General features: G+C 61.6%; 13 protein-coding genes. 4 read left to right on the top strand and 9 right to left on the bottom strand.

Annotated elements, in window-relative coordinates:
* Window positions 1–122: 122 nt before the first annotated feature.
* The 3 genes from hda to HBO24_RS25260 form a co-directional block, all read right to left on the bottom strand.
* Entirely contained in the window at window positions 123–827 is a 705-nt protein-coding gene (gene hda, locus HBO24_RS25270) for a DnaA regulatory inactivator Hda (RefSeq protein WP_032857040.1), read from the bottom strand.
* 215 nt (window positions 828–1,042) lie between these two features.
* Window positions 1,043–2,116, bottom strand: a complete 1,074-nt coding sequence (locus tag HBO24_RS25265) for an AI-2E family transporter (RefSeq protein ID WP_115127636.1) — start codon at window positions 2,114–2,116, stop codon at window positions 1,043–1,045.
* Window positions 2,117–2,159: 43 nt separating this feature from the next.
* On the bottom strand, window positions 2,160–3,218 hold the full coding sequence (locus tag HBO24_RS25260; RefSeq protein ID WP_170060560.1) for a DUF2066 domain-containing protein: 1,059 nt from the start codon (window positions 3,216–3,218) through the stop codon (window positions 2,160–2,162).
* Window positions 3,219–3,573: 355 nt separating this feature from the next.
* Between HBO24_RS25260 and purM the strand changes: the two genes are divergently transcribed.
* The 4 genes from purM to HBO24_RS25240 all read left to right on the top strand — a co-directional run bounded on the left by purM (window position 3,574) and on the right by HBO24_RS25240 (window position 6,562).
* On the top strand, window positions 3,574–4,632 hold the full coding sequence (gene purM, locus HBO24_RS25255; protein ID WP_032857036.1) for a phosphoribosylformylglycinamidine cyclo-ligase: 1,059 nt from the start codon (window positions 3,574–3,576) through the stop codon (window positions 4,630–4,632).
* Entirely contained in the window at window positions 4,632–5,282 is a 651-nt protein-coding gene (purN, locus tag HBO24_RS25250) for a phosphoribosylglycinamide formyltransferase (protein ID WP_057438756.1), read from the top strand. The genes purM and purN overlap by 1 nt, the downstream gene beginning before the upstream one ends.
* Window positions 5,283–5,290: 8 nt before the next feature.
* The gene (locus HBO24_RS25245; protein WP_057444555.1) at window positions 5,291–6,004 is read left to right on the top strand and encodes a DUF3108 domain-containing protein; all 714 of its coding nucleotides are present in this window, start codon (window positions 5,291–5,293) and stop codon (window positions 6,002–6,004) included.
* 369 nt (window positions 6,005–6,373) lie between these two features.
* Window positions 6,374–6,562, top strand: a complete 189-nt coding sequence (locus HBO24_RS25240) for a hypothetical protein (RefSeq protein WP_057438755.1) — start codon at window positions 6,374–6,376, stop codon at window positions 6,560–6,562.
* 94 nt (window positions 6,563–6,656) lie between these two features.
* On the opposite strand, the gene HBO24_RS25235 is transcribed toward HBO24_RS25240, so the two are convergent.
* From HBO24_RS25235 to HBO24_RS25210, 6 genes are all read right to left on the bottom strand, one after another.
* A complete protein-coding gene (locus tag HBO24_RS25235; RefSeq protein ID WP_057958846.1) occupies window positions 6,657–7,202 on the bottom strand; it encodes a DUF2058 domain-containing protein in 546 nt (181 codons plus the stop codon).
* Window positions 7,203–7,227: 25 nt separating this feature from the next.
* Window positions 7,228–8,061, bottom strand: a complete 834-nt coding sequence (gene mazG, locus HBO24_RS25230) for a nucleoside triphosphate pyrophosphohydrolase (protein WP_170060559.1) — start codon at window positions 8,059–8,061, stop codon at window positions 7,228–7,230.
* Window positions 8,062–8,211: 150 nt separating this feature from the next.
* Window positions 8,212–10,455 (bottom strand): GTP diphosphokinase, encoded by a 2,244-nt coding sequence (relA, locus tag HBO24_RS25225; protein ID WP_038446847.1) that lies wholly within the window; start codon window positions 10,453–10,455, stop codon window positions 8,212–8,214.
* Window positions 10,456–10,575: 120 nt separating this feature from the next.
* Window positions 10,576–11,928, bottom strand: a complete 1,353-nt coding sequence (rlmD, locus tag HBO24_RS25220; protein WP_170060558.1) for a 23S rRNA (uracil(1939)-C(5))-methyltransferase RlmD — start codon at window positions 11,926–11,928, stop codon at window positions 10,576–10,578.
* Window positions 11,928–12,830: a cysteine synthase CysM gene (gene cysM / locus HBO24_RS25215; protein WP_057438752.1), complete on the bottom strand. Its 903-nt coding sequence runs from the start codon at window positions 12,828–12,830 to the stop codon at window positions 11,928–11,930. The genes rlmD and cysM overlap by 1 nt, the downstream gene beginning before the upstream one ends.
* Before the next feature lie 227 nt (window positions 12,831–13,057).
* On the bottom strand, window positions 13,058–19,742 hold a 6,685-nt coding region (locus HBO24_RS25210; RefSeq protein ID WP_170060557.1), incomplete at its 5' end, for a VCBS domain-containing protein.

Below are 19,742 nucleotides of genomic sequence, written 5' to 3'. Positions count from 1 at the left end.
GTTTGACCTATGTCATCTAAGCCCTTAAACCCCATTTAGACCCTTTTGCGTGGCCAGAGCGGCCCAAACGCAGGTTTTCTGACGCCTGTAATTTGCCAAGAACCCCGGTTTTAAAGGGCTGGCTACCAGCCGAGGGTTTCTTTGAGGAAGGGAATGGTGAGCTTGCGCTGGGCCTGCAAGGAGGCCTGGTCGAGTTGTTCGAGCAAGTCGAACAGCGCGCTCATGCTGCGGGTGCCACGGGTGAGGATGAAATGCCCGACTTCATCGGTCAGGTGCAGGCCACGACGCGAAGCGCGCAGTTGCAGGGCACGCAGCTTGTCTTCGTCGGACAGTGGGCGCATCTGGAAGATCAGCGCCAGGGTCAGCCGCGACTTGAGGTCTGCCAGCTTGACCGGCAATTCCCGTGGCGAGGTAGAGGCGGCAATCAACAGACGCCGGCCGCTGTCGCGCAGGCGGTTGAACAGATGGAACAGCGCTTCTTCCCAGTCCGCCCGGCCGGCAACGGCTTGCAGGTCATCCAGGCACACCAGTTCGTATTGCTCGAGGTTATCGAGGATGCCGATGCCACGGTCCAGCAGCTCGGCCAACGGCAAATACACCGCCGGCTCCCCCATCTGCTCAAAGCGCAGGCAGGCGGCCTGCAACAGGTGGGTACGCCCCACGCCGTCCTTGCCCCAGAGGTAGATCAGGCTTTCCGTCCACCCGGCGTCGGCTTCGCAGAGCCGCTCGACATAGCCGAGTGCAGCGGCATTGGCGCCTGGGTAGTAATTGATGAAGGTAGCGTCGTCACGCAGACGCACACCTAGGGGCAGCTGAATCGGTTTCATGCTGACTGAACGGTTCCAATCGAACCGTTAGTGGCCTCTGTGAAAAGTTTGCAAAGTTTATACCCGTGACGCCGGGCGCACAATGCAACAGACCATAAGCAAAATCAAAGGTTTGCGTTAACTGATTGGATTTTTTGGAGATTGTTTGGCGCGATGGCTAAATGCCAAGCCGCGCAGACAACAAACCCGGCCTTGAGCCGGGTTTGTGATCAGTCTTACAACTGAGGGTCATCGGCGCCCGTATAGACGTCCGAATCCTTGTACACATCGTGCACATGGCGCACCAGCACCATGATCACCGCCGCTACCGGCAGCGCCAGGAGGATGCCGGTAAAGCCGAACAACTCGCCGCCCGCCAGGATCGCAAAGATCACCGCCACCGGATGCAGGCCGATGCGGTCGCCCACCAGCAGCGGCGTCAGCACCATGCCTTCCAGAGCCTGGCCGACCATGAACACCGCGACAATCCCCAGCATCGGGTACAAGTCGCCGCCAAACTGGAACAGGCCAGCCACCAGCGCCGCACCAATCCCGATGACAAAGCCCATGTACGGCACAATCGCCGCGAGGCCGGCAATCATGCCGATCAACAGGCCCAGTTCCAGGCCGATCGCCATTAGCCCGCCAGCGTAGATAATCCCCAGCGCCACCATCACCAGCAATTGCCCACGGACAAAGGCGCCCAGCACCTCATGGCACTCCCCGGCCAGGGACACGATGCGCTCCTCGCGATCACGGGGCAGCAGGCTGCGGATCTTGGCCATCATGATGTCCCAGTCACGCAGCAGGTAGAACGCCACCACCGGGATCAATACCAGGTTGGTCAGCCAGCCAATCAATGCCAGGCTGGATGCCGTGGCCTGACTGAGGATCACCCCGACGATATCGGTGGTCTGGCCCATATGCTCGCTGATCGCGGCCTTGACCTTGTCGAACTTCCAGAAGCCATCGGCCAGGCCGAGTTTGGACTGCACCCAGGGCATGGCCGTGTGCTGCAGCCAATCGAGCATTTGCGGCGCCAGTTCGTACAGGCGCAACAGTTGCTTGGCCAGCATCGGCACCAGCACCAGCAACAGCGCCATGACGATCAGGGTAAACAGCGCAAACACCGCCACCACGCCCCAGGTGCGCGACAGCCCGGCCTTTTCCAGGCGATCCACCACCGGATCGAACAGATAGGCCAGCAGCAACGCGACCAGGAACGGCGTCAGGATCGAATGCAGCAAGAACACCAAGACGCACAGCAGGACAATCCCGCCAAGCCACACCCAACGACGCGTATCCGCCATAAACTACTCCATCTGTTATTTGCTTCTATATAAGGAAGAACATTTACCAACGGAAACGCAGTTGCGGCTCAGGCTCGGCTTGCGGCACCGGCACCGGCTGCGCGCCTTCGGCCACGGGCGACGGCACAGGTTGTGGCGCGAGCGCCTCACCAGCCGGCACTTCCTGCAACTTGGCCAGGCTCAATTGGCTGCGCAACTGCTCGCTGCTGCCGTTGACGCGATAGACGATCCGGTCACCCTCCACCCGCTGCAACTGCGCACCAAACGGCTCCAGCAGATGACCGAGGGCGGCGTAGCGCTCCAGGGTCATGCCCTGCACTTGCAGCAACTGCTCGCTGGACACCCCGGTCTTTACCGCAAAACGGGGCGCCAGGCGCTCGCTGACTGCCAGCAGCACGGCATCGGCCAACGCCGCGGGATCGGCGCCCTGCACCGTGCCCTGCTCGGCTTTATCACCCAGCCACAGGCGCCACTTGGCTTGCCATTGGCCCGCGTCTTCACGGGCATGCACCGCCAGCAAGGCGTCGGCGCCATAACGTTCGGAGGCCGCACGCAGAGGGGCCGGATCGGCACTTTCAAGAGTGGGTGCGGTGGCGACGATCTGCTCATCGAGATCGCCCAGCGGCAGGCGCAAAGGCAGGCCGCGATGCTGCGCCGCACGGCGCAGCGGCTCGGCAGCCGACTGGCCATCACCGACCAGGCTGCTGCCTTCAGTGGAATCGCTCAGCCACCAGCCGAGGATCGACGGCCGATTGTTGCCCCACAACGCCAGGCCGGCATCGCGCAGGGCGCGGTCGGTGCTGACCGGATCGAAATCCACTTGCAGGCTTTCCGGCGGGCCGGCGTCGTAACCGTACTGGCTGATGATCTGTTGCGGATCCTTGCGGATCGCCGCCAGGCCAGGGCCCTGGGCGGCCTTGGCGTCGCCGGTGAGGCGGGCTACCAGGGTCTGCAGGGCGCGCTGGGTAGCTTGTTCACGCTCCTCCGGCGCCTGGCTGCTGACCGGCTCCAGCACTTGATAAAGACCATTAACGGTTTCGGCATGACTGGCCAGGCTGACCAACGACAAACAGCCAACAAAAAAGTATCTACTCAGACCCATGAAAAAAGATTCCCGAACGACAAAAAAGCGGCTGGAACAGGCCGCGTGAAGAAGGTTAAGCAAGGCTGTGACCACAGCGACCGGCAAAACATTCACAAGGCCCCGGTAAGTTTTCGTACTGTCATAACGATAGCGGGTTAAAGGCTATACCTTAATACAGGCGATCGCGGCGCCTATTAAGGTTTTTTTAGCACCATATGCCCCTGCCCGTCGGCCCGAGGATGGCCGCTGCCCCTCAAGCCTGATAAAATCGCGCGCCTTCGCAGACCGTCAACGGCTGGGCGTCCTGAAGTGTTCAGCTTCTGTGCCCACCGCATCGGTCGTTACCCCTGAATCCCCCCTAAAGGCCTGGATCATGAGCAAGCAACCCTCCCTGAGCTACAAGGACGCCGGTGTAGACATCGACGCCGGTGAAGCATTGGTCGAACGCATCAAGAGCGTCGCCAAGCGCACTGCGCGCCCCGAAGTCATGGGCGGCCTGGGCGGTTTCGGCGCCCTCTGCGAGATCCCGGCCGGCTACAAGCAGCCAGTGCTGGTCTCCGGCACCGACGGCGTGGGCACCAAGCTGCGCCTGGCCCTGAACCTGAACAAGCACGACACCATCGGCATCGACCTGGTGGCCATGTGCGTCAACGACCTGGTGGTATGCGGCGCCGAGCCGTTGTTCTTCCTCGACTACTACGCCACCGGCAAGCTCAACGTGGAGACCGCTGCACAAGTGGTCACCGGTATCGGCGCTGGCTGCGAACTGTCGGGTTGCTCCCTGGTCGGCGGCGAAACCGCTGAAATGCCAGGCATGTACGAAGGCGAAGACTACGACCTGGCCGGCTTCTGCGTCGGCGTCGTGGAAAAAGCCGAGATCATCGACGGCTCCAAGGTGGCGGCCGGTGACGCCCTGCTGGCCCTGCCATCGTCCGGCCCGCACTCCAACGGCTACTCGCTGATCCGCAAGATCATCGAAGTGTCCGGCGCCGACATCGAGAACACCCAGCTCGACGGCAAGCCTCTGACCGACCTGCTGATGGCCCCGACCCGCATCTACGTCAAGCCATTGCTCAAGCTGATCAAGGACACCGGCGCGGTCAAGGCCATGGCCCACATCACCGGTGGCGGCCTGCTGGACAACATCCCGCGCGTACTGCCAAAAGGCGCCCAGGCCATCGTCGACGTGGCCAGCTGGCAGCGCCCGGCGGTCTTCGACTGGCTGCAAGAGAAAGGCAACGTCAACGAGACCGAAATGCACCGCGTGCTGAACTGCGGCGTGGGCATGGTCATCTGCGTGGCTCAAGAGCACGTGGAAACCGCGCTGAACGTTCTGCGTGAAGCCGGCGAGCAGCCATGGGTGATCGGCCAGATCGCCACGGCTGCCGAAGGTGCTGCCCAGGTTGAACTGAAGAACCTCAAGGCTCACTGATGCCAGCAACCTGTGATGTCGTGGTGCTGCTCTCCGGCACCGGCAGTAACTTGCAGGCCCTGATCGACAGCACGCGCGCCGGCGACAGCCCGGTGCGCATCGCTGCGGTGATTTCCAACCGCAGCGACGCCTACGGCCTGCAACGCGCCCAGGACGCGGGTATCGACACCCGCGCCCTGGATCACAAGGCGTTCGACGGTCGCGAGGCCTTCGATGCAGCCTTGATCGAACTGATCGACGCCTTCAACCCCAAGCTCGTGGTCCTCGCCGGTTTCATGCGCATTCTCAGCGCTGATTTCGTGCGCCATTACCAGGGGCGCCTGCTGAATATCCACCCTTCCCTGCTGCCTAAATACAAAGGTTTACACACTCACCAACGGGCCCTTGAGGCCGGCGATACGGAGCACGGCTGCAGCGTGCACTTTGTCACCGAGGAACTCGATGGCGGGCCTCTGGTCGTACAGGCAGTAGTTCCGGTAGAGTCTGCGGACTCAGCGCAGAGCCTTGCGCAACGGGTTCACACCCAGGAACACAGGATTTACCCGCTGGCGGTTCGCTGGTTTGCCGAAGGCCGCTTGGTTCTCGGTGAACAGGGTGCATTGTTGGATGGCCAGTTACTTGCGGCCAGCGGCCACTTGATTCGTACCTAGGAGATTTTATGCGTCGCGCCCTGCTCTTCGCTTTTGCTCTGTTTGCACTGCCTGCCGTGCACGCGGCAGACCTTCAGCCTTTCTCCGCCAGCTATACCGCCGACTGGAAGCAGTTGCCCATGAGCGGCACTGCGGAACGCAGCCTGGAAAAAAACGCCGACGGTACCTGGAAGCTCAGCTTCAAGGCCTCGATGATGATCGCCAGCCTGACCGAAACCAGCACCTTGACCCTGGACAAGGATACTTTGCTGCCACAGTCCTACCACTTTGAACGGGGTGGGCTGGGTAAAGCCAAGAAAGCCGACCTGGACTTCGATTGGACCGCCAAGATGGTCACCGGCACCGATCGCGGTGATGCGGTGAAGATCCCGCTGAACCGTGGCATGGTCGACAAATCCACTTACCAGTTGGCCCTGCAGCATGACGTGGCCGCCGGCAAGAAAACCATGAGCTACCAGGTGGTGGATGACGGCGAAGTCGACACCTATGACTTCCGCGTGCTGGGTGCCGAGAAAGTCGAGACCAAGGCCGGCAAGATCGACGCCATCAAGGTTGAGCGCGTGCGCGACCCGACGCAAAGCAAGCGCATTACTGTGATGTGGTTTGCCAAGGATTGGGATTACCTGCTGGTTCGCCTGCAACAAGTCGAAACCGACGGCAAGGAATACAACATCATGCTGTTGGACGGCACGGTCAACGGCAAGGCTGTGAAAGGCAGCTGATCGTTGAGTGTTTAAAAGAGCCTCGCTAAATGCGGGGCTTTTTTTCGCCTGGCGTTTGGAGTGAGGCGACTGACGTTATCGCAGGCAAGCCAGCTCCCACAGGTGGTGCATTCCAAGGTGGGAGCTGGCTCGCCTGGGATAGCGGTGGAAGGCCTGGCACCCGGCCAAAGCCTGACTCGAACATGAAGCTTTTGTCATAAAACTCCAGGCCCTGCGACGCAATGTCGCGGTTTACGTGGCCTGGAGCATTGTTGCGTTTGCTGCAATGAATTGTTGCGTGCAAAGTCAGTTTACTTAGCAAGCTAACAAAATATATAACAAAGGCCTGCGACGCCTTGCCGCAGATCAACCAGAGACTGGAGCAAGCAGATGACAGTAAAAGTAACGGAACGCGACGATGCCCATATGTCCCACGAGGCCCTGGCCCACGGGATTCATATCTGGGATGTGCATCAACAAGACCTGCTGGTCGGTATGTTTCACAACGAGTGCGACGCCCATAACTATAAAAACGAGCTCGAAACCCTCGAAATGAGACGCCAGGCATCAAGCGCCTGAAGCGCTGAAATCCCATAGCCACCCGGCCCACGCAGCCGCAGTGTCTATAAACACAAACCCCGCCTTTTGAGCGGGGTTTGTTGTTTTTAACGCCTTACCACATCAGGTCGTCAGGGATCTGATAGGCGGCGTACGGATCATCCTCATCCGGCACCTGGGTCTCGGTGAGGATGTTCATCTGGACGATACGCTCAGGTGCGCGCTCCTGGATTTTCAGCGCGGCCTCCCGTGGAATCACTTCGTAACCGCCACCGTGATGGACAATCGCCAACGAGCCGTTGCTCAGCTTGTTGCGCATCAAGGTGTTGACCGACAGGCGCTTGACCTTCTTGTCGTCCACGAAGTTGTAATAGTCCTCGGTGGTCAACTTGGGCAGGCGCGAGGTCTCGATCAATTGCTTGACCTGCGCGGCACGGGCCTTGGCCTCGACCTTTTCCTGCTGCTGGCGGTTGAGCTCCTGGTCGCGCTTGACCTTCTCGGCCTGCGCTTCCAGGGCCAGGCGCTGCTGGGTGTCATCGGCCTGGGCCTGGCCTTTGTGAACCAGGCGCTGCTGCTTCTGCTTGTCTTTGCCGACCTGCTTGGCCTGCTTCTGATTGACCAGGCCTGCTTTGAGCAACTGGTCGCGAAGGGAAATGCTCATGGTGCTTACTCACTTAGGCAACTGCTCAACCGCAGTTGGACACATTCTTTTCCTGGCGTTTGGCTTCGCCCCAGAGGGCGTCCAACTCTTCGAGGGTGCAATCTTCCATGGGACGGTGGGTGTCGCGCAATGCCTGTTCGATAAATCGGAATCGCCTTTCGAATTTGGCATTGGCACCGCGCAGGGCGGTTTCCGGGTCCACCTTGAGGTGCCGGGCCAGGTTGACCGCTGCAAACAGCAGGTCACCGACTTCATCGGCAATCGCTGCCGGGTCGTTGTCGGCCATGGCTTCGAGCACCTCATCGAGCTCTTCACGCACGTTATCCACCACCGGCAGCGCCGCTGGCCAGTCGAAGCCGACCTGGCTCGCGCGCTTTTGCAATTTGGCGGCGCGGGACAGGGACGGCAAGGCGTGGGGTACATCATCAAGCAGGGACAGTTGCTGTGGGGCGTCGGATTTTTCTGCGCGCTCCTCGGCCTTGATTTGCTCCCAGCGCGCCTTGACCTGCTCTTCGCTTAACTGAGGGATATCCAGCGGCGCATACAGGTCGCCGGTGGGGAACACATGGGGATGCCGGCGAATCAGCTTGCGGGTGATGCTGTCGACCACGCCGGCGAACTCGAAGCGCCCTTCTTCCCGGGCCAGTTGGCTGTAATAGACCACCTGGAACAACAGGTCGCCCAGCTCGCCTTGCAGATGATCAAAATCCCCACGCTCGATGGCGTCGGCGACTTCGTAGGCTTCTTCCAGGGTGTGAGGCACGATACTGGCGTAGGTTTGCCTGATGTCCCACGGGCAACCGTATTGCGGGTCGCGCAGACGGTTCATCAGGTGTAGCAGGTCTTCAAGTGAATACATCGTTCTCTATCCGATCAAGTGGGAAAACCACCGAGCAAATGTGGGCGTCGGGCTTGCCCGCGATGCAGGCACCTCGGTATCGGGTAGACCGAGGCGCCTGTATCGCAGGCAAGCCCGCTCCCACATTTCAGGCCGCACTCATCCAGCGATTCATGGCGTGCGGTTACGCCGGGTCTCGATGATGTTCGGCAGTTGGGAGATACGCCCCAGCAGCCGCCCCAACGCGTCCAGACCCGGAATCTCGATGGTCAGGGACATCAACGCGGTGTTGTCCTCCTTGTTCGAGCGGGTGTTGACCGCCAGTACGTTGATCCGCTCGTTGAGCAGCACTTGCGAGACGTCACGCAGCAACCCCGAACGGTCGTAGGCGCGGATGATGATGTCCACCGGGTAGGTGAGCACCGGCACCGGGCCCCAGCTGACCTGGATGATCCGCTCCGGCTCGCGCCCGCCCAGTTGCAACACCGAGGCACAATCCTGGCGGTGAATGCTCACCCCACGGCCCTGGGTGATGTAGCCGACGATCGCGTCGCCCGGCAACGGCTGGCAGCAGCCGGCCATCTGGGTCATCAGGTTGCCCACGCCCTGGATCTGGATATCGCCGCGCTTGCCCGGCTTGTAGCCGGTGGCCTTGCGGGGAATCAGCTCCAGTTGTTCGCTGCCGCGCTCCGGCTCCACCAACTGCTGGGCCAGGTTGACCAGTTGCGCCAGGCGCAGGTCGCCGGCGCCGAGGGCGGCGAACATGTCTTCGGCAATCTTCATGTTGGCTTTTTCGGCCAACTTGTCGAAATCCACCTGGGGCAGGCCCAGGCGCCCCAGCTCGCGCTCGAGCAGGGTCTTGCCGGCGGCGACGTTCTGGTCCCGCGCCTGCAGCTTGAACCAGTGGACAATCTTCGCCCGCGCCCGCGACGTGGTGATGTAGCCCAGGTTCGGGTTCAGCCAGTCGCGGCTCGGGGTGCCGTGCTTGCTGGTGATGATCTCGACCTGCTCACCGGTCTGCAGGCTGTAGTTGAGCGGCACGATACGCCCGTTGATCTTGGCGCCACGGCAGTTGTGGCCGATCTCGGTGTGCACCCGGTAGGCGAAGTCCAGCGGTGTCGCGCCCTTGGGCAGGTCGATGGCGTGGCCGTCGGGGGTGAAGATATAGACCCGGTCTGGCTCGATATCCACCCGCAACTGTTCGGCCAGGCCGCCGATATCGCCGAGTTCTTCGTGCCACTCCAGCACTTGGCGTAGCCAGGAGATTTTCTCTTCGTACTGGTTGGAGCCCGCCTTGACGTCGGTACCCTTGTAGCGCCAGTGCGCGCAAACCCCCAGCTCGGCTTCTTCGTGCATGGCGTGGGTGCGGATCTGCACTTCCAGCACCTTGCCCTCGGGGCCGATCACCGCCGTGTGCAGCGAGCGGTAGCCGTTTTCCTTGGGGTTGGCGATGTAGTCGTCGAATTCCTTGGGAATATGCCGCCACAGGGTGTGGACGATGCCCAGCGCGGTGTAGCAATCGCGCATTTCCGGCACCAGCACGCGTACGGCGCGCACGTCGTAGATCTGGCTGAAGGCCAGGCCCTTGCGCTGCATTTTGCGCCAGATCGAATAGATGTGTTTGGCGCGCCCGCTGATATCGGCTTCGACGCCGGTCGCCTGCAACTCCGAGCGCAACTGGCCCATCACATCGCTGATAAAGCGCTCACGATCCAGCCGCCGCTCATGCAGCAGGGTGGCGATCTGTTTGTATTGATCGGGTTCGAGGTAGCGGAAGGACAGGTCCTCCAGCTCCCACTTGATATGGCCGATCCCCAGGCGGTGGGCCAGGGGCGCGTAGATATCGAAGACCTCGCGGGCGACACGGTTGCGCTTTTCGTCATCGGCGGTTTTCACCGCACGGATCGCGCAGGTACGTTCGGCCAGCTTGATCAGCGCCACGCGTACGTCGTCGACCATCGCCACCAGCATCTTGCGCAGGTTTTCCACCTGCCCCTGGGTGCCCAGCACCATCGACTGGCGCGGGCTGAGGCTGGCGCTGATCGCAGCCATGCGCAGCACGCCGTCGATCAGCTTGGCCACCACCGCGCCGAAACGCTGGCTGACCAAGGGCAACGCAATATGCCCTTCGCGCACGCCGCGATAGAGCACCGCGGCGATCAGCGAGTCCTGATCCAGCTTGAGGTCGGCGAGGATCTCGGCGATTTCAAGCCCGGTACGGAAACTGGAGGTTCCTTCGGCCCACAGATTCTTGGCCGCATTGTCTTGCTGTTCGGCCTCGCGAGCGAACTCGCAGGCGGCTTTCAAGGCTTCACGGTCCAGTGCCGGATCGACACTGACGGCATGATCCAGCCATGCCTCGAGATTGATACTGCCGTCGGTGTTGATCGGCTGGTGTGCTCTCACCTGTACCATCTTGCTTACCTTCCCTACGACGCGCCTGTAGCGCGTCAAAATCGCTGACCCTTGTAACGCGAACTCCCTGGCAGGTCACAGGCCCAGGAGAACGCAGGCCAGTCGGACTAAGCGAGCATCCTAGCTCGCTTCAAATAACGCCATCGCCTCGACATGCGCGGTTTGCGGAAACATATCGAGGATCCCGGCACGTTTTAGCCGGTAGCCTTGCTTGACCAACTCGACAGTGTCCCGCGCCAGCGTGGCTGGATTGCAGGACACATACACCAGGCGATCAGCCCCCAGAGTGGCGAGCTTGCGCACAACCTCCAGGGCACCATCACGGGGTGGGTCCAAGAGTACCGCACAAAAGCCTGCTTTGGCCCATTGCGCGTCACTCAAAGGCTGGGACAAATCGGCCTGAAAAAACTGCACATTATGCAAATTATTGCTGCCTGCGTTGAGGGCCGCGCGGTCCACCATGGCCTGCACGCCCTCTACCGCCACCACTTCACGCACCTGGCGGGCCAGGGGCAAGGCAAAGTTGCCCAGGCCACAAAACAGGTCCAGCACCCGTTCGTCGGAGCGCGGTGCCAGCCAGTCCAGCGCCTGGGCCACCATCGCTTCGTTGACCCCGGCGTTGACCTGGACAAAATCCCCCGGCCGGTACGCCAGCTTCAGGTCCCACTGCTCCAGACGATAGCCCAGGGCCTGCCCGGCCGCGAACGGCTGCGGCTCGCCCTCTCCATGCAGCCACAACTGGGCATCATGGAACGCGCAAAATTCCTGCAGCACCAGCAGGTCAGCGTCGGACAGCGGCGCCATATGCCGCAGCAACACGGCAATCGACGAGCCGCTGAACAACTCGACATGCCCCAGGGCCTGAGGTTTGCTCAGGCGCCGCAACATATTGGGCAGACGCTGCATGATCGGTTGCAAGGCCTGTACCAGCACCGGGCAATCGTCGATGGCCACGATGTCCTGGCTGGCCACGGCGCGAAAACCCACGTCCAGGCGCTTGGCCTTGGCGTCCCAGCGCACCGCGACACGGGCGCGGCGGCGATAGCCGAACTCGGGCCCGCTCAACGGCGCGGCCCACTCCTGGGGCTCGACCCCGGCGACACGGGACAATTGCTCGGCGAGCATGCGCTGTTTCAGGGCAAGCTGTTCGCCATGGGGCAAATGTTGCAGGCTGCAACCGCCGCAGCGACCGGCATGGACGCACGGCGCCGGGCGGCGCAGTTCGCTGGCCTTGAACACCCGCTCGGTGCGGGCCTCGACCACTTTGCCATGGGCACCCAGCACCCGCGCCTCGACTTCCTCGCCGGCCAGGGCACCCACCACAAACCAGGTGCGGCCTTCGAAAAACACGATTCCCCGGCCATCATTGGCCAGGCGCTCAATGGTCAGGCGCTGCTTTTTGCCGACCGGTACTTGGGGCGCCCGGCTGCCACCCGTGGGCTGGAAGCGCAGGCCTCGCTCTTGCTTGGCCATCAGTTGGGCGCGTCGAAAATGCCGGTCGACAGGTAGCGGTCGCCTCGGTCACAGATGATCGCGACGATCACCGCGTTTTCCAGTTCTGCAGACAAACGCAACATCCCTGCCACCGCACCGCCGGAGGACACGCCGCAGAAGATGCCTTCTTCACGGGCCAGGCGACGGGTGGTGTCTTCGGCTTCACGCTGGGCCATGTCGATGATGCGATCGACGCGGGCGGCGTTGTAGATCTTGGGCAGGTACTCTTCGGGCCAACGGCGGATCCCCGGGATCGCCGCGCCTTCCATCGGTTGCAGGCCAACGATCTGGATCGCCGGGTTCTGCTCCTTGAGGTAGCGCGAGTTGCCCATGATGGTGCCGGTGGTGCCCATGGAGCTGACGAAATGGGTGATGGTGCCCTGGGTCTGGCGCCAGATCTCCGGGCCGGTGCTGGTGTAGTGCGCCTCGGGGTTGTCACCGTTGGCGAACTGGTCCAACACCTGGCCACGGCCTTCGGCGGCCATGCGCTCGGCGAGATCACGCGCGCCTTCCATGCCCTCTTCCTGGGTCACCAGGACCAGCTCGGCGCCATAGGCGGTCATTGCGGCCTTGCGCTCGGCGCTGCCGTTGTCGGGCATGATCAGGATCATTTTGTAGCCCTTGATCGCTGCGGCCATGGCCAGGGCAATCCCGGTATTACCGGAGGTGGCTTCGATCAGGGTGTCGCCGGGCTTGATCTGCCCGCGCTGCTCGGCACGGGCGATCATCGACAGCGCCGGACGGTCCTTGACCGAGCCCGCCGGGTTATTCCCCTCGAGCTTGAGCAGCAAGGTATTGCTGGTGTTACCCGCCATGCGCTGCAAGCGGACCAAAGGTGTGTTGCCGACGCAATCGGCGATGGTTGGGTATTGCAGGGTCATGGCGTATTCGCAATCCAGACTGCGGGGGCGCCTATCATACCGGCAAACGCTGGCGGGCCATATCACGCAAAGTATGGTGCTTATAACTCAATGAGCTAAAGCCACAGGCCAGTACCTGTCTGTGGCGAGAGACGTGGCGAGGGAGCTTGCTCCCGTCGGGGCGCGAAGCGGCCCTGAATGGGGCTGCTACGCAGTCCAACGGGAGCAAGCTCCCTCGCCACAGGGGATTACACGGTATCCACCTTCAACGAATGGTCATTCAACATCCCATTGATGATCGTCGCCGTATCCGCCCCGCCCGCAATCAACCCGCCCGCGCCCGGCGTGACGCCGTATTGGGTCGCCAGGTTGACCCCGGCCAGGTCGATGGTCTGGTTCGGCGTGGCACCTGCAACGGCGCTGATGTCGATGGTGGTCGTACCGCCCACCACCTTGAAGTGCAGGTAGTCATCCAGGGACGCCGTCGTCGCATTCTCGCCTTGCAGCAATTGCGACAGGTCGAGCTTGTCGGTGCCCACCGCAAAGTCGGTGATGACATCGTGCCCGCTACCGCCGGTCAGGTACTGGAAGGTATCGGCGCCAGGGCCACCGGTCAGGGTGTTGTTACCCAGGCCGCCGATCAGGATGTCATCGCCCCCCTCGCCCTTGAGGGTGTCATTGCCCAGCCCGCCGGAGATCAGGTTGTTGTTGCCGTTGCCCGTGAGGAAGTCATTGAAGTTGGAGCCCACCAGGTTCTCCAGGGCCATCAATGTATCGGTTCCGGCGCCGCCAGTGATTTGCCCCGTCGCCAGGCCAAGGTTGACGGTCACGCCTGCCGTGGCATGGGCATAGCTGACGGTGTCGAGGCCCGCCCCGCCATCGAGCAGGTCATTGCCGATGCCGCTGAACAGCAGGTCATTGCCATTGCCGCCGTGCATCTGATTGTTGCCGGTGCCGGCGGTGAGCACGTCGTTGCCATCGCCGCCATTGAGGATGTTGTTGCCGGGCCCGGCCATGATGATGTCATCACCGTTGGTACCGGTGAGGGTCGTACCGGCCTGGTAGCTGATGTCTACCGCGGCGCTGTCGCTGCCGCCGTGGTTATCGCTGACCGAGTAGTTGCCGTGGTACTGCGGTGTGTAGTCCTGGGCGCCGGCGTAGTTGATCTTCATGTCCAACTGGTAGCTTTCTGTGCCATTGGGGTTGCCGCCTGTTGGATTGGAGGTGTTGGTAATGTGAATCTGATAGCTACCGTCCGCTAACGCAGTCAGCGTCGTGCCATCCGCAAGAGGGAGCTCGCTGCCACCGTTGATCGAATAGGCCATGACGATGTTACCGACCGGCCGGTTGTGATCCAGGCTGAGGGTCTCACCCGCCTTGAGCGTGACCGTTAAACGATCGTCGGCCGTAGCGCCACCGACATTGCCGAGACTGCCGGTGATCAAAAGTGCTGCAGTGAGGTTCGCCGCATCACCGGCAAACGAGGTACGTACATCCCCCACAGTTGTACCGGTGAGCGTTCTGGTCCCCGTCCCGGTAAAGGCCGCGCCTTTGGCCACCCAGCCGGTTGGAAAACTGGTGGGGATAGCCGTCAGGTTGTCATGGTTGGCATCGCTGTCATTGGCCAGCAGCAACTCGGCAGGCACCACAATATTGCTCAACAGGATATTGGTGATCACATGGTCATCACCCGCCACCGGCGCCACGTTCGGGTTGACCTTGACTACCAGGCTGGACGTCGCGAGATCGCCGTCGTTGTCGCTGACGGTCACGCCAAAGGTTTCGGTGACCAGCGAGTCGGTCAGCTTCGGCGGCGTGTAGCGGAACTCGCCGTTGTCCATGTCCACCACCAGCGTGCCGCCCTGGTTGGTGGTGATGGTGACACTGTTGCTGACGGTGTCGAACGTACCGTGGCCGCCTGGCAGGTTGGCACTCATCGAGCCCCCCGCCGCCGGGTTGTAGGTGTAGGTGATGCCATCCACCGTGAGGGCTTTGACGAAGCCACCGTCAGCGCCGAACGAGCCGTCCGTCAGCAGGCTGCCGGTGACCGGCGCGCCCTGTACCGTGCCGGCCAGCACCGCATCCAGGCCCGCCAGGTTGGCCACCACCACCGCGTTGGTGTTGGTGTGGGTGCTGCCGTCGTAGGCCACCGGGTCCAGGTAAATACTGTTGACCCCCGCCCCCAGGCCTATGGCATAGGCCTTGATGCCGTTGGCATCGAGGAAGGCCCGCCATACGCCCTCTTCAGTGGCGTCGATCCCGTCGCCGTATTCCGGGTTGACCACGTTGCCGGGGTTGTTCGGATTATTGGTGTTAGACGTGGTGGGGTTACCGTCCGAGAAGAAATACGCCACGTTCTGCGCGCCTTCCAGCTTGCCGGCGGTGCCATAGGCGGTCTGCGCGGTGCCGAGGGCCGAGTCGTAGTTGGTGCCGTTGAACGCCGTGAGGTTGTTGACCAGGGTCTTGGCCGTGGCGACGCTGACCCATTGGCTGCTCAATTGCTGGGAGCTGTCGTTGAAGGTCACGATCTGCACCTTCACATCACCCATCTCGTCGTAGCGGTTAAGCAACTCGGTGATGGACGCCTTGGCCAGGTCAAGCCGCGTGCCGCCGGCCCCCGAGGCGTCGTTCATGCTGCCGGAAATATCAATGATCAGCAGCAGGTTGGAGTCCACCTCCGTCGCCGTGACTTCACGCGCGCTGGACACCACTTTGGGCACATCATCGACAATGCTCACCACAATGCTGCTGGTGGTGGTGTTGCCCAATTGGTCGGTGGCCTTATAAGTGAAAGTCTCGGTCAATACATTCGGCCCGTCGTTGCTGTTGGGCAAGGTCTTGGGTGCCGAGGTCAGGGTGTAGGTGTAGGTGCCGTTGGGGTTGAGCAGGATCTGCCCATAAGTGCCGGTAGCGCTGCCGACCAGGCTGAAACTCAGCGGACCACTGCCGCCGGTTACCGAATCTGCGAGGTTGCCGCTGGCGGTTTCCGTGGTGGCCGTCGGGTCGCTGCCGACCACGGTGCCAGGCGCTAGGTCCTGGCCGTCGAGGTTCAGGTCCAGGGCTTTCTCGTAGACCGTGACGTCGCCGTCAACCACCGCCTTGAGGCCGCTGTCGGTCACTGTAATCGTCAGGGTGGTGGTGCTTAGGTCACCGTCGGCATCCCGCACGGTATAGACGAAGGTGTCCACCGCCCCCGGAGGGCTCACCGCGTTGGGGTTGCTGTGGTACACGGCGTTGCCGTTGGCATCCAGAGTCAGGTAACCATAGGTGCCGTTGATGTTAGCGCCCAGGCCGCCAGAGGCCGGGGTGCCGATGTTGCTGCCCGCCCGCCCCCCGACTACCGCGCCAGCCAATGTGGGGCTATCGGCGCCGCCGACATCATTGCCCAGCACATTGGCGCTGACCACACCGCCTTCTATCACCGAGCGCGCGTCGGGGTTGGCAGTGGGCAGGTCATCAATGATGTTGATGTCGATCGTACCCGTCGCAGTATTGGTGTCGTTATCGCTGGCCGTGACCGTGATCTGCTCCGACAGACTGTTATCGCCGCTGGCATTGGGGTGCGCTTCATTGTCGAGCAAGGTGTAGCGGTAGCTGACCACCCCGGTGCTGGCGTTGTAGCCAGTGATGGTCAGGGTGTTGCCGAAGCCGGTAGGTTCCGATTGTGGGAAGGTCGCGGCGACGCCGTTAGTGACGACGCTGATGCCGCCCACAGTCAGGTTCTTCAGGCCGTCCAAGGCGGTCACCGTGAAGGTACCGGTCTGGGTCAACAACGGGATGTTCGGGCTGGAACCATCAACCAGGTTTTTCTCATAGACGGTCAACTCGCCGCCAGTGACGTCCAGGCCGGTGAGCACGACCGGGTCGTTGTTGTTATGCACCTGTAGCACCAGGTTGGCGGTGCTGGTGTCGCCGTCGAGATCGTTAAGCTGATAGGTGAAGGTTTCGGTGCCGTTGCCGCCGCCATTCAGGGCGATAAATTGCGGGTCAGTTTTGTCAAGGGTGTAGGTGTAGCTGCCATCCGCGAACAGCTGCAATGTGCCGTAGGTACCGACGATAGTGTTGGGCGTAACCGGGCCGGTGGCGATGCGGTCGGCGCCTTGTACGTCGTTGCCCAGCACGCTACCGCTCAGGGTCAGCAGGCTCTCGGAGGCGATACCTGCGGGATTGTCGTCGACGGCTTTTGGCACGTCGTCGACCACATTGACGTCCAATGAACCATTGTCGCTGCTGTTGTTGGTGTCAGTGGCAACCACCGTGAACGACTCGCTAATGCTATTGGCACCCGCGCCGGTTGGGTGGCTATCGGTGCCGTTGAGGGTGTAGCTGTAGCTGATCACCCCGGTGCTGGCGTTGTAACCGGTGATGGTCAGGGTGTTGCCGAAGCCGGTGGGTTCCGATTGTGGGAAGGTCGCAGCGACGCCGTTGGTGACGACGCTGATGCCGCCCACAGTCAGGTTTTTCAGGCCGTCCAAGGCCGTCACCGTGAAAGTGCCGGATTGGGTCAGCGCAGGCCCATCGTTAGCGCTACCCAACGGCAGGTTTTTCTCGTAGACGGTGACTTCGCCACCATTGACGTTCAGGCCAGTCAGCACCACTGGGTCGTCGTTGTTATGCACCTGCAAGACCAGGTTGGCGGTGCTGGTGTCGCCGTCGAGATCGTTAAGCTGATAGGTGAAGGTTTCGGTGCCGTTGCCGCCGCCATTCAGGGCGATAAATTGCGGGTCAGTTTTGTCCAGGGTGTAGGTGTAGCTGCCATCCGCGAACAGCTGCAATGTGCCGTAGGTACCGACGATAGTGTTGGGCGTAACCGGGCCGGTGGCGATGCGGTCGGCTCCTTGTACGTCGTTGCCCAGCACGCTACCGCTCAGGGTCAGCAGGCTCTCGGAGGCGATGCCTGCGGGGTTGTCGTCGACGGCTTTTGGCACATCGTCGACCACATTGACGTCCAGTAAACCATTGTCGCTGCTGTTGTTGGTGTCAGTGGCAACCACCGTGAACGACTCGCTAATGCTATTGGTACCCGCGCCGGTTGGGTGGCTATCGGTGCCGTTGAGGGTGTAGCTGTAGCTGATCACCCCGGTGCTGGCGTTGTAGCCAGTGATGGTCAGGGTGTTGCCGAGGCCGGTGGGTTCCGATTGTGGAAAGGTCGCGGCGACGCCGTTGGTGACGACGCTGATGCCGCCCACAGTCAGGTTTTTCAGGCCGTCCAAGGCCGTCACCGTGAAGGTGCCGGATTGAGTCAGCGCAGGCCCATCGTTAGCGCTGCCCAACGGCAGGTTTTTCTCGTAGACGGTGACTTCGCCACCATTGACGTTCAGGCCAGTCAGCACCACTGGGTCATCGTTGTTATGCACCTGCAAGACCAGGTTGGCGGTGCTGGTATCGCCGTCGAGATCGTTAAGCTGATAGGTGAAGGTTTCGGTGCCGTTGCCGCCGCCATTCAGGGCGATAAATTGTGGGTCAGTTTTGTCCAGGGTGTAGACATAGCTGCCATCGGCGAACAACTGCAATGTGCCGTAGGTACCGACGATGGTGTTGGGCGTAACCGGGCCGGTGGCGATGCGGTCGGCGCCTTGTACGTCGTTACCCAGCACGCTACCGCTCAGGATGAGCTGGCTCTCGGAGGCGATACCTGCGGGATTGTCGTCGACGGCTTTTGGCACATCGTCGACCACATTGACGTCCAGTAAACCATTGTCGCTGCTGTTGTTGGTGTCAGTGGCAACCACCGTGAACGACTCGCTAATGCTATTGGCACCCGCGCCGGTTGGGTGGCTATCGGTGCCGTTGAGGGTGTAGCTGTAGCTGATCACACCGGTGCTGGCGTTGTAGCCAGTGATGGTCAGGGTGTTGCCAAAGCCGGTAGGTTCCGATTGTGGGAAGGTCGCGGCGACGCCGTTGGTGACGACGCTAATCCCGCCCACAGTCAGGTTTTTCAGGCCGTCCAAGGCGGTCACCGTGAAGGTGCCGGATTGGGTCAGCGCAGGCCCATCGTTAGCGCTACCCAACGGCAGGTTTTTCTCGTAGACGGTGACTTCACCACCATTGACGTTCAGGCCAGTCAGCACCACTGGGTCGTCGTTGTTATGCACCTGCAACACCAGGTTGGCGGTGCTGGTGTCGCCGTCGAGATCGTTAAGCTGATAGGTGAAGGTTTCGGTGCCGTTGCCGCCGCCATTCAGGGCCATGAACTGCGGGTCAGTCTTGTCGAGGGTGTAGACATAACTGCCATCGGCAAACAGTTGCAGGGTGCCGTAGGTACCCACGATGGTAGTTGGCGTAACAGGCCCGGTCGTTATGCGGTCAGCACCTTGTACATCATTGCCCAGCACGCTGCCGCTCAGAATGAGCTGGCTCTCAGAAGCAATACCAGCGGGGTTGTCGTCGACGGCTTTTGGCACGTCGTCGACCACATTGACGTCCAGTAAACCATTGTCGCTGCTGTTGTTGCTGTCGGTGGCGACCACCGCGAACGACTCACTGATGCTATTGGTGCCCGCGCCGTTTGGGTGGCTGTCGATACCGTTGAGGGTGTAGCTGTAGCTGATCACCCCGGTGCTGGCGTTGTAGCCAGTGATGGTCAGGGTGTTGCCGAGGCCGGTGGGTTCCGATTGTGGGAAGGTCGCGGCTACGCCGTTGGTGACGACGCTGATGCCGCCCACAGTCAGGTTTTTCAGGCCATCCAATGCCGTCACCGTGAAGGTGCCGGATTGGGTCAGAGCAGACCCATCGTTAGCACTGCCTAACGGCAGGTTTTTCTCGTAGACGGTGACTTCTCCACCATTGACGTTCAGGCCGGTCAACACCACTGGGTCGTCGTTGTTATGCACCTGCAACACCAGGTTGGCGGTGCTGGTGTCGCCGTCGAGATCGTTAAGCTGATAGGTGAAGGTTTCGGTGCCGTTGCCGCCGCCATTCAGGGCCATGAAC

It is taken from the genome of Pseudomonas sp. WS 5410 (assembly GCF_012985645.1).
In the GTDB taxonomy this organism is placed as follows: Bacteria; Pseudomonadota; Gammaproteobacteria; order Pseudomonadales; family Pseudomonadaceae; genus Aquipseudomonas; species Aquipseudomonas shahriarae.
This window is presented reverse-complemented; position numbering and strand designations above follow the sequence as displayed.

Excerpts from the sequence above, each read along its gene's own strand:
- hda (WP_032857040.1), bottom strand. The coding sequence starts at position 827 with ATGAAACCGATTCAGCTGCCCCTAGGTGTGCGTCTGCGTGACGACGCT.
- HBO24_RS25265 (WP_115127636.1), bottom strand. The coding sequence starts at position 2,116 with ATGGCGGATACGCGTCGTTGGGTGTGGCTTGGCGGGATTGTCCTGCTG.
- HBO24_RS25260 (WP_170060560.1), bottom strand. The coding sequence starts at position 3,218 with ATGGGTCTGAGTAGATACTTTTTTGTTGGCTGTTTGTCGTTGGTCAGC.
- purM (WP_032857036.1), top strand. The coding sequence starts at position 3,574 with ATGAGCAAGCAACCCTCCCTGAGCTACAAGGACGCCGGTGTAGACATC.
- purN (WP_057438756.1), top strand. The coding sequence starts at position 4,632 with ATGCCAGCAACCTGTGATGTCGTGGTGCTGCTCTCCGGCACCGGCAGT.
- HBO24_RS25245 (WP_057444555.1), top strand. The coding sequence starts at position 5,291 with ATGCGTCGCGCCCTGCTCTTCGCTTTTGCTCTGTTTGCACTGCCTGCC.
- HBO24_RS25240 (WP_057438755.1), top strand. The coding sequence starts at position 6,374 with ATGACAGTAAAAGTAACGGAACGCGACGATGCCCATATGTCCCACGAG.
- HBO24_RS25235 (WP_057958846.1), bottom strand. The coding sequence starts at position 7,202 with ATGAGCATTTCCCTTCGCGACCAGTTGCTCAAAGCAGGCCTGGTCAAT.
- mazG (WP_170060559.1), bottom strand. The coding sequence starts at position 8,061 with ATGTATTCACTTGAAGACCTGCTACACCTGATGAACCGTCTGCGCGAC.
- relA (WP_038446847.1), bottom strand. The coding sequence starts at position 10,455 with ATGGTACAGGTGAGAGCACACCAGCCGATCAACACCGACGGCAGTATC.
- rlmD (WP_170060558.1), bottom strand. The coding sequence starts at position 11,928 with ATGGCCAAGCAAGAGCGAGGCCTGCGCTTCCAGCCCACGGGTGGCAGC.
- cysM (WP_057438752.1), bottom strand. The coding sequence starts at position 12,830 with ATGACCCTGCAATACCCAACCATCGCCGATTGCGTCGGCAACACACCT.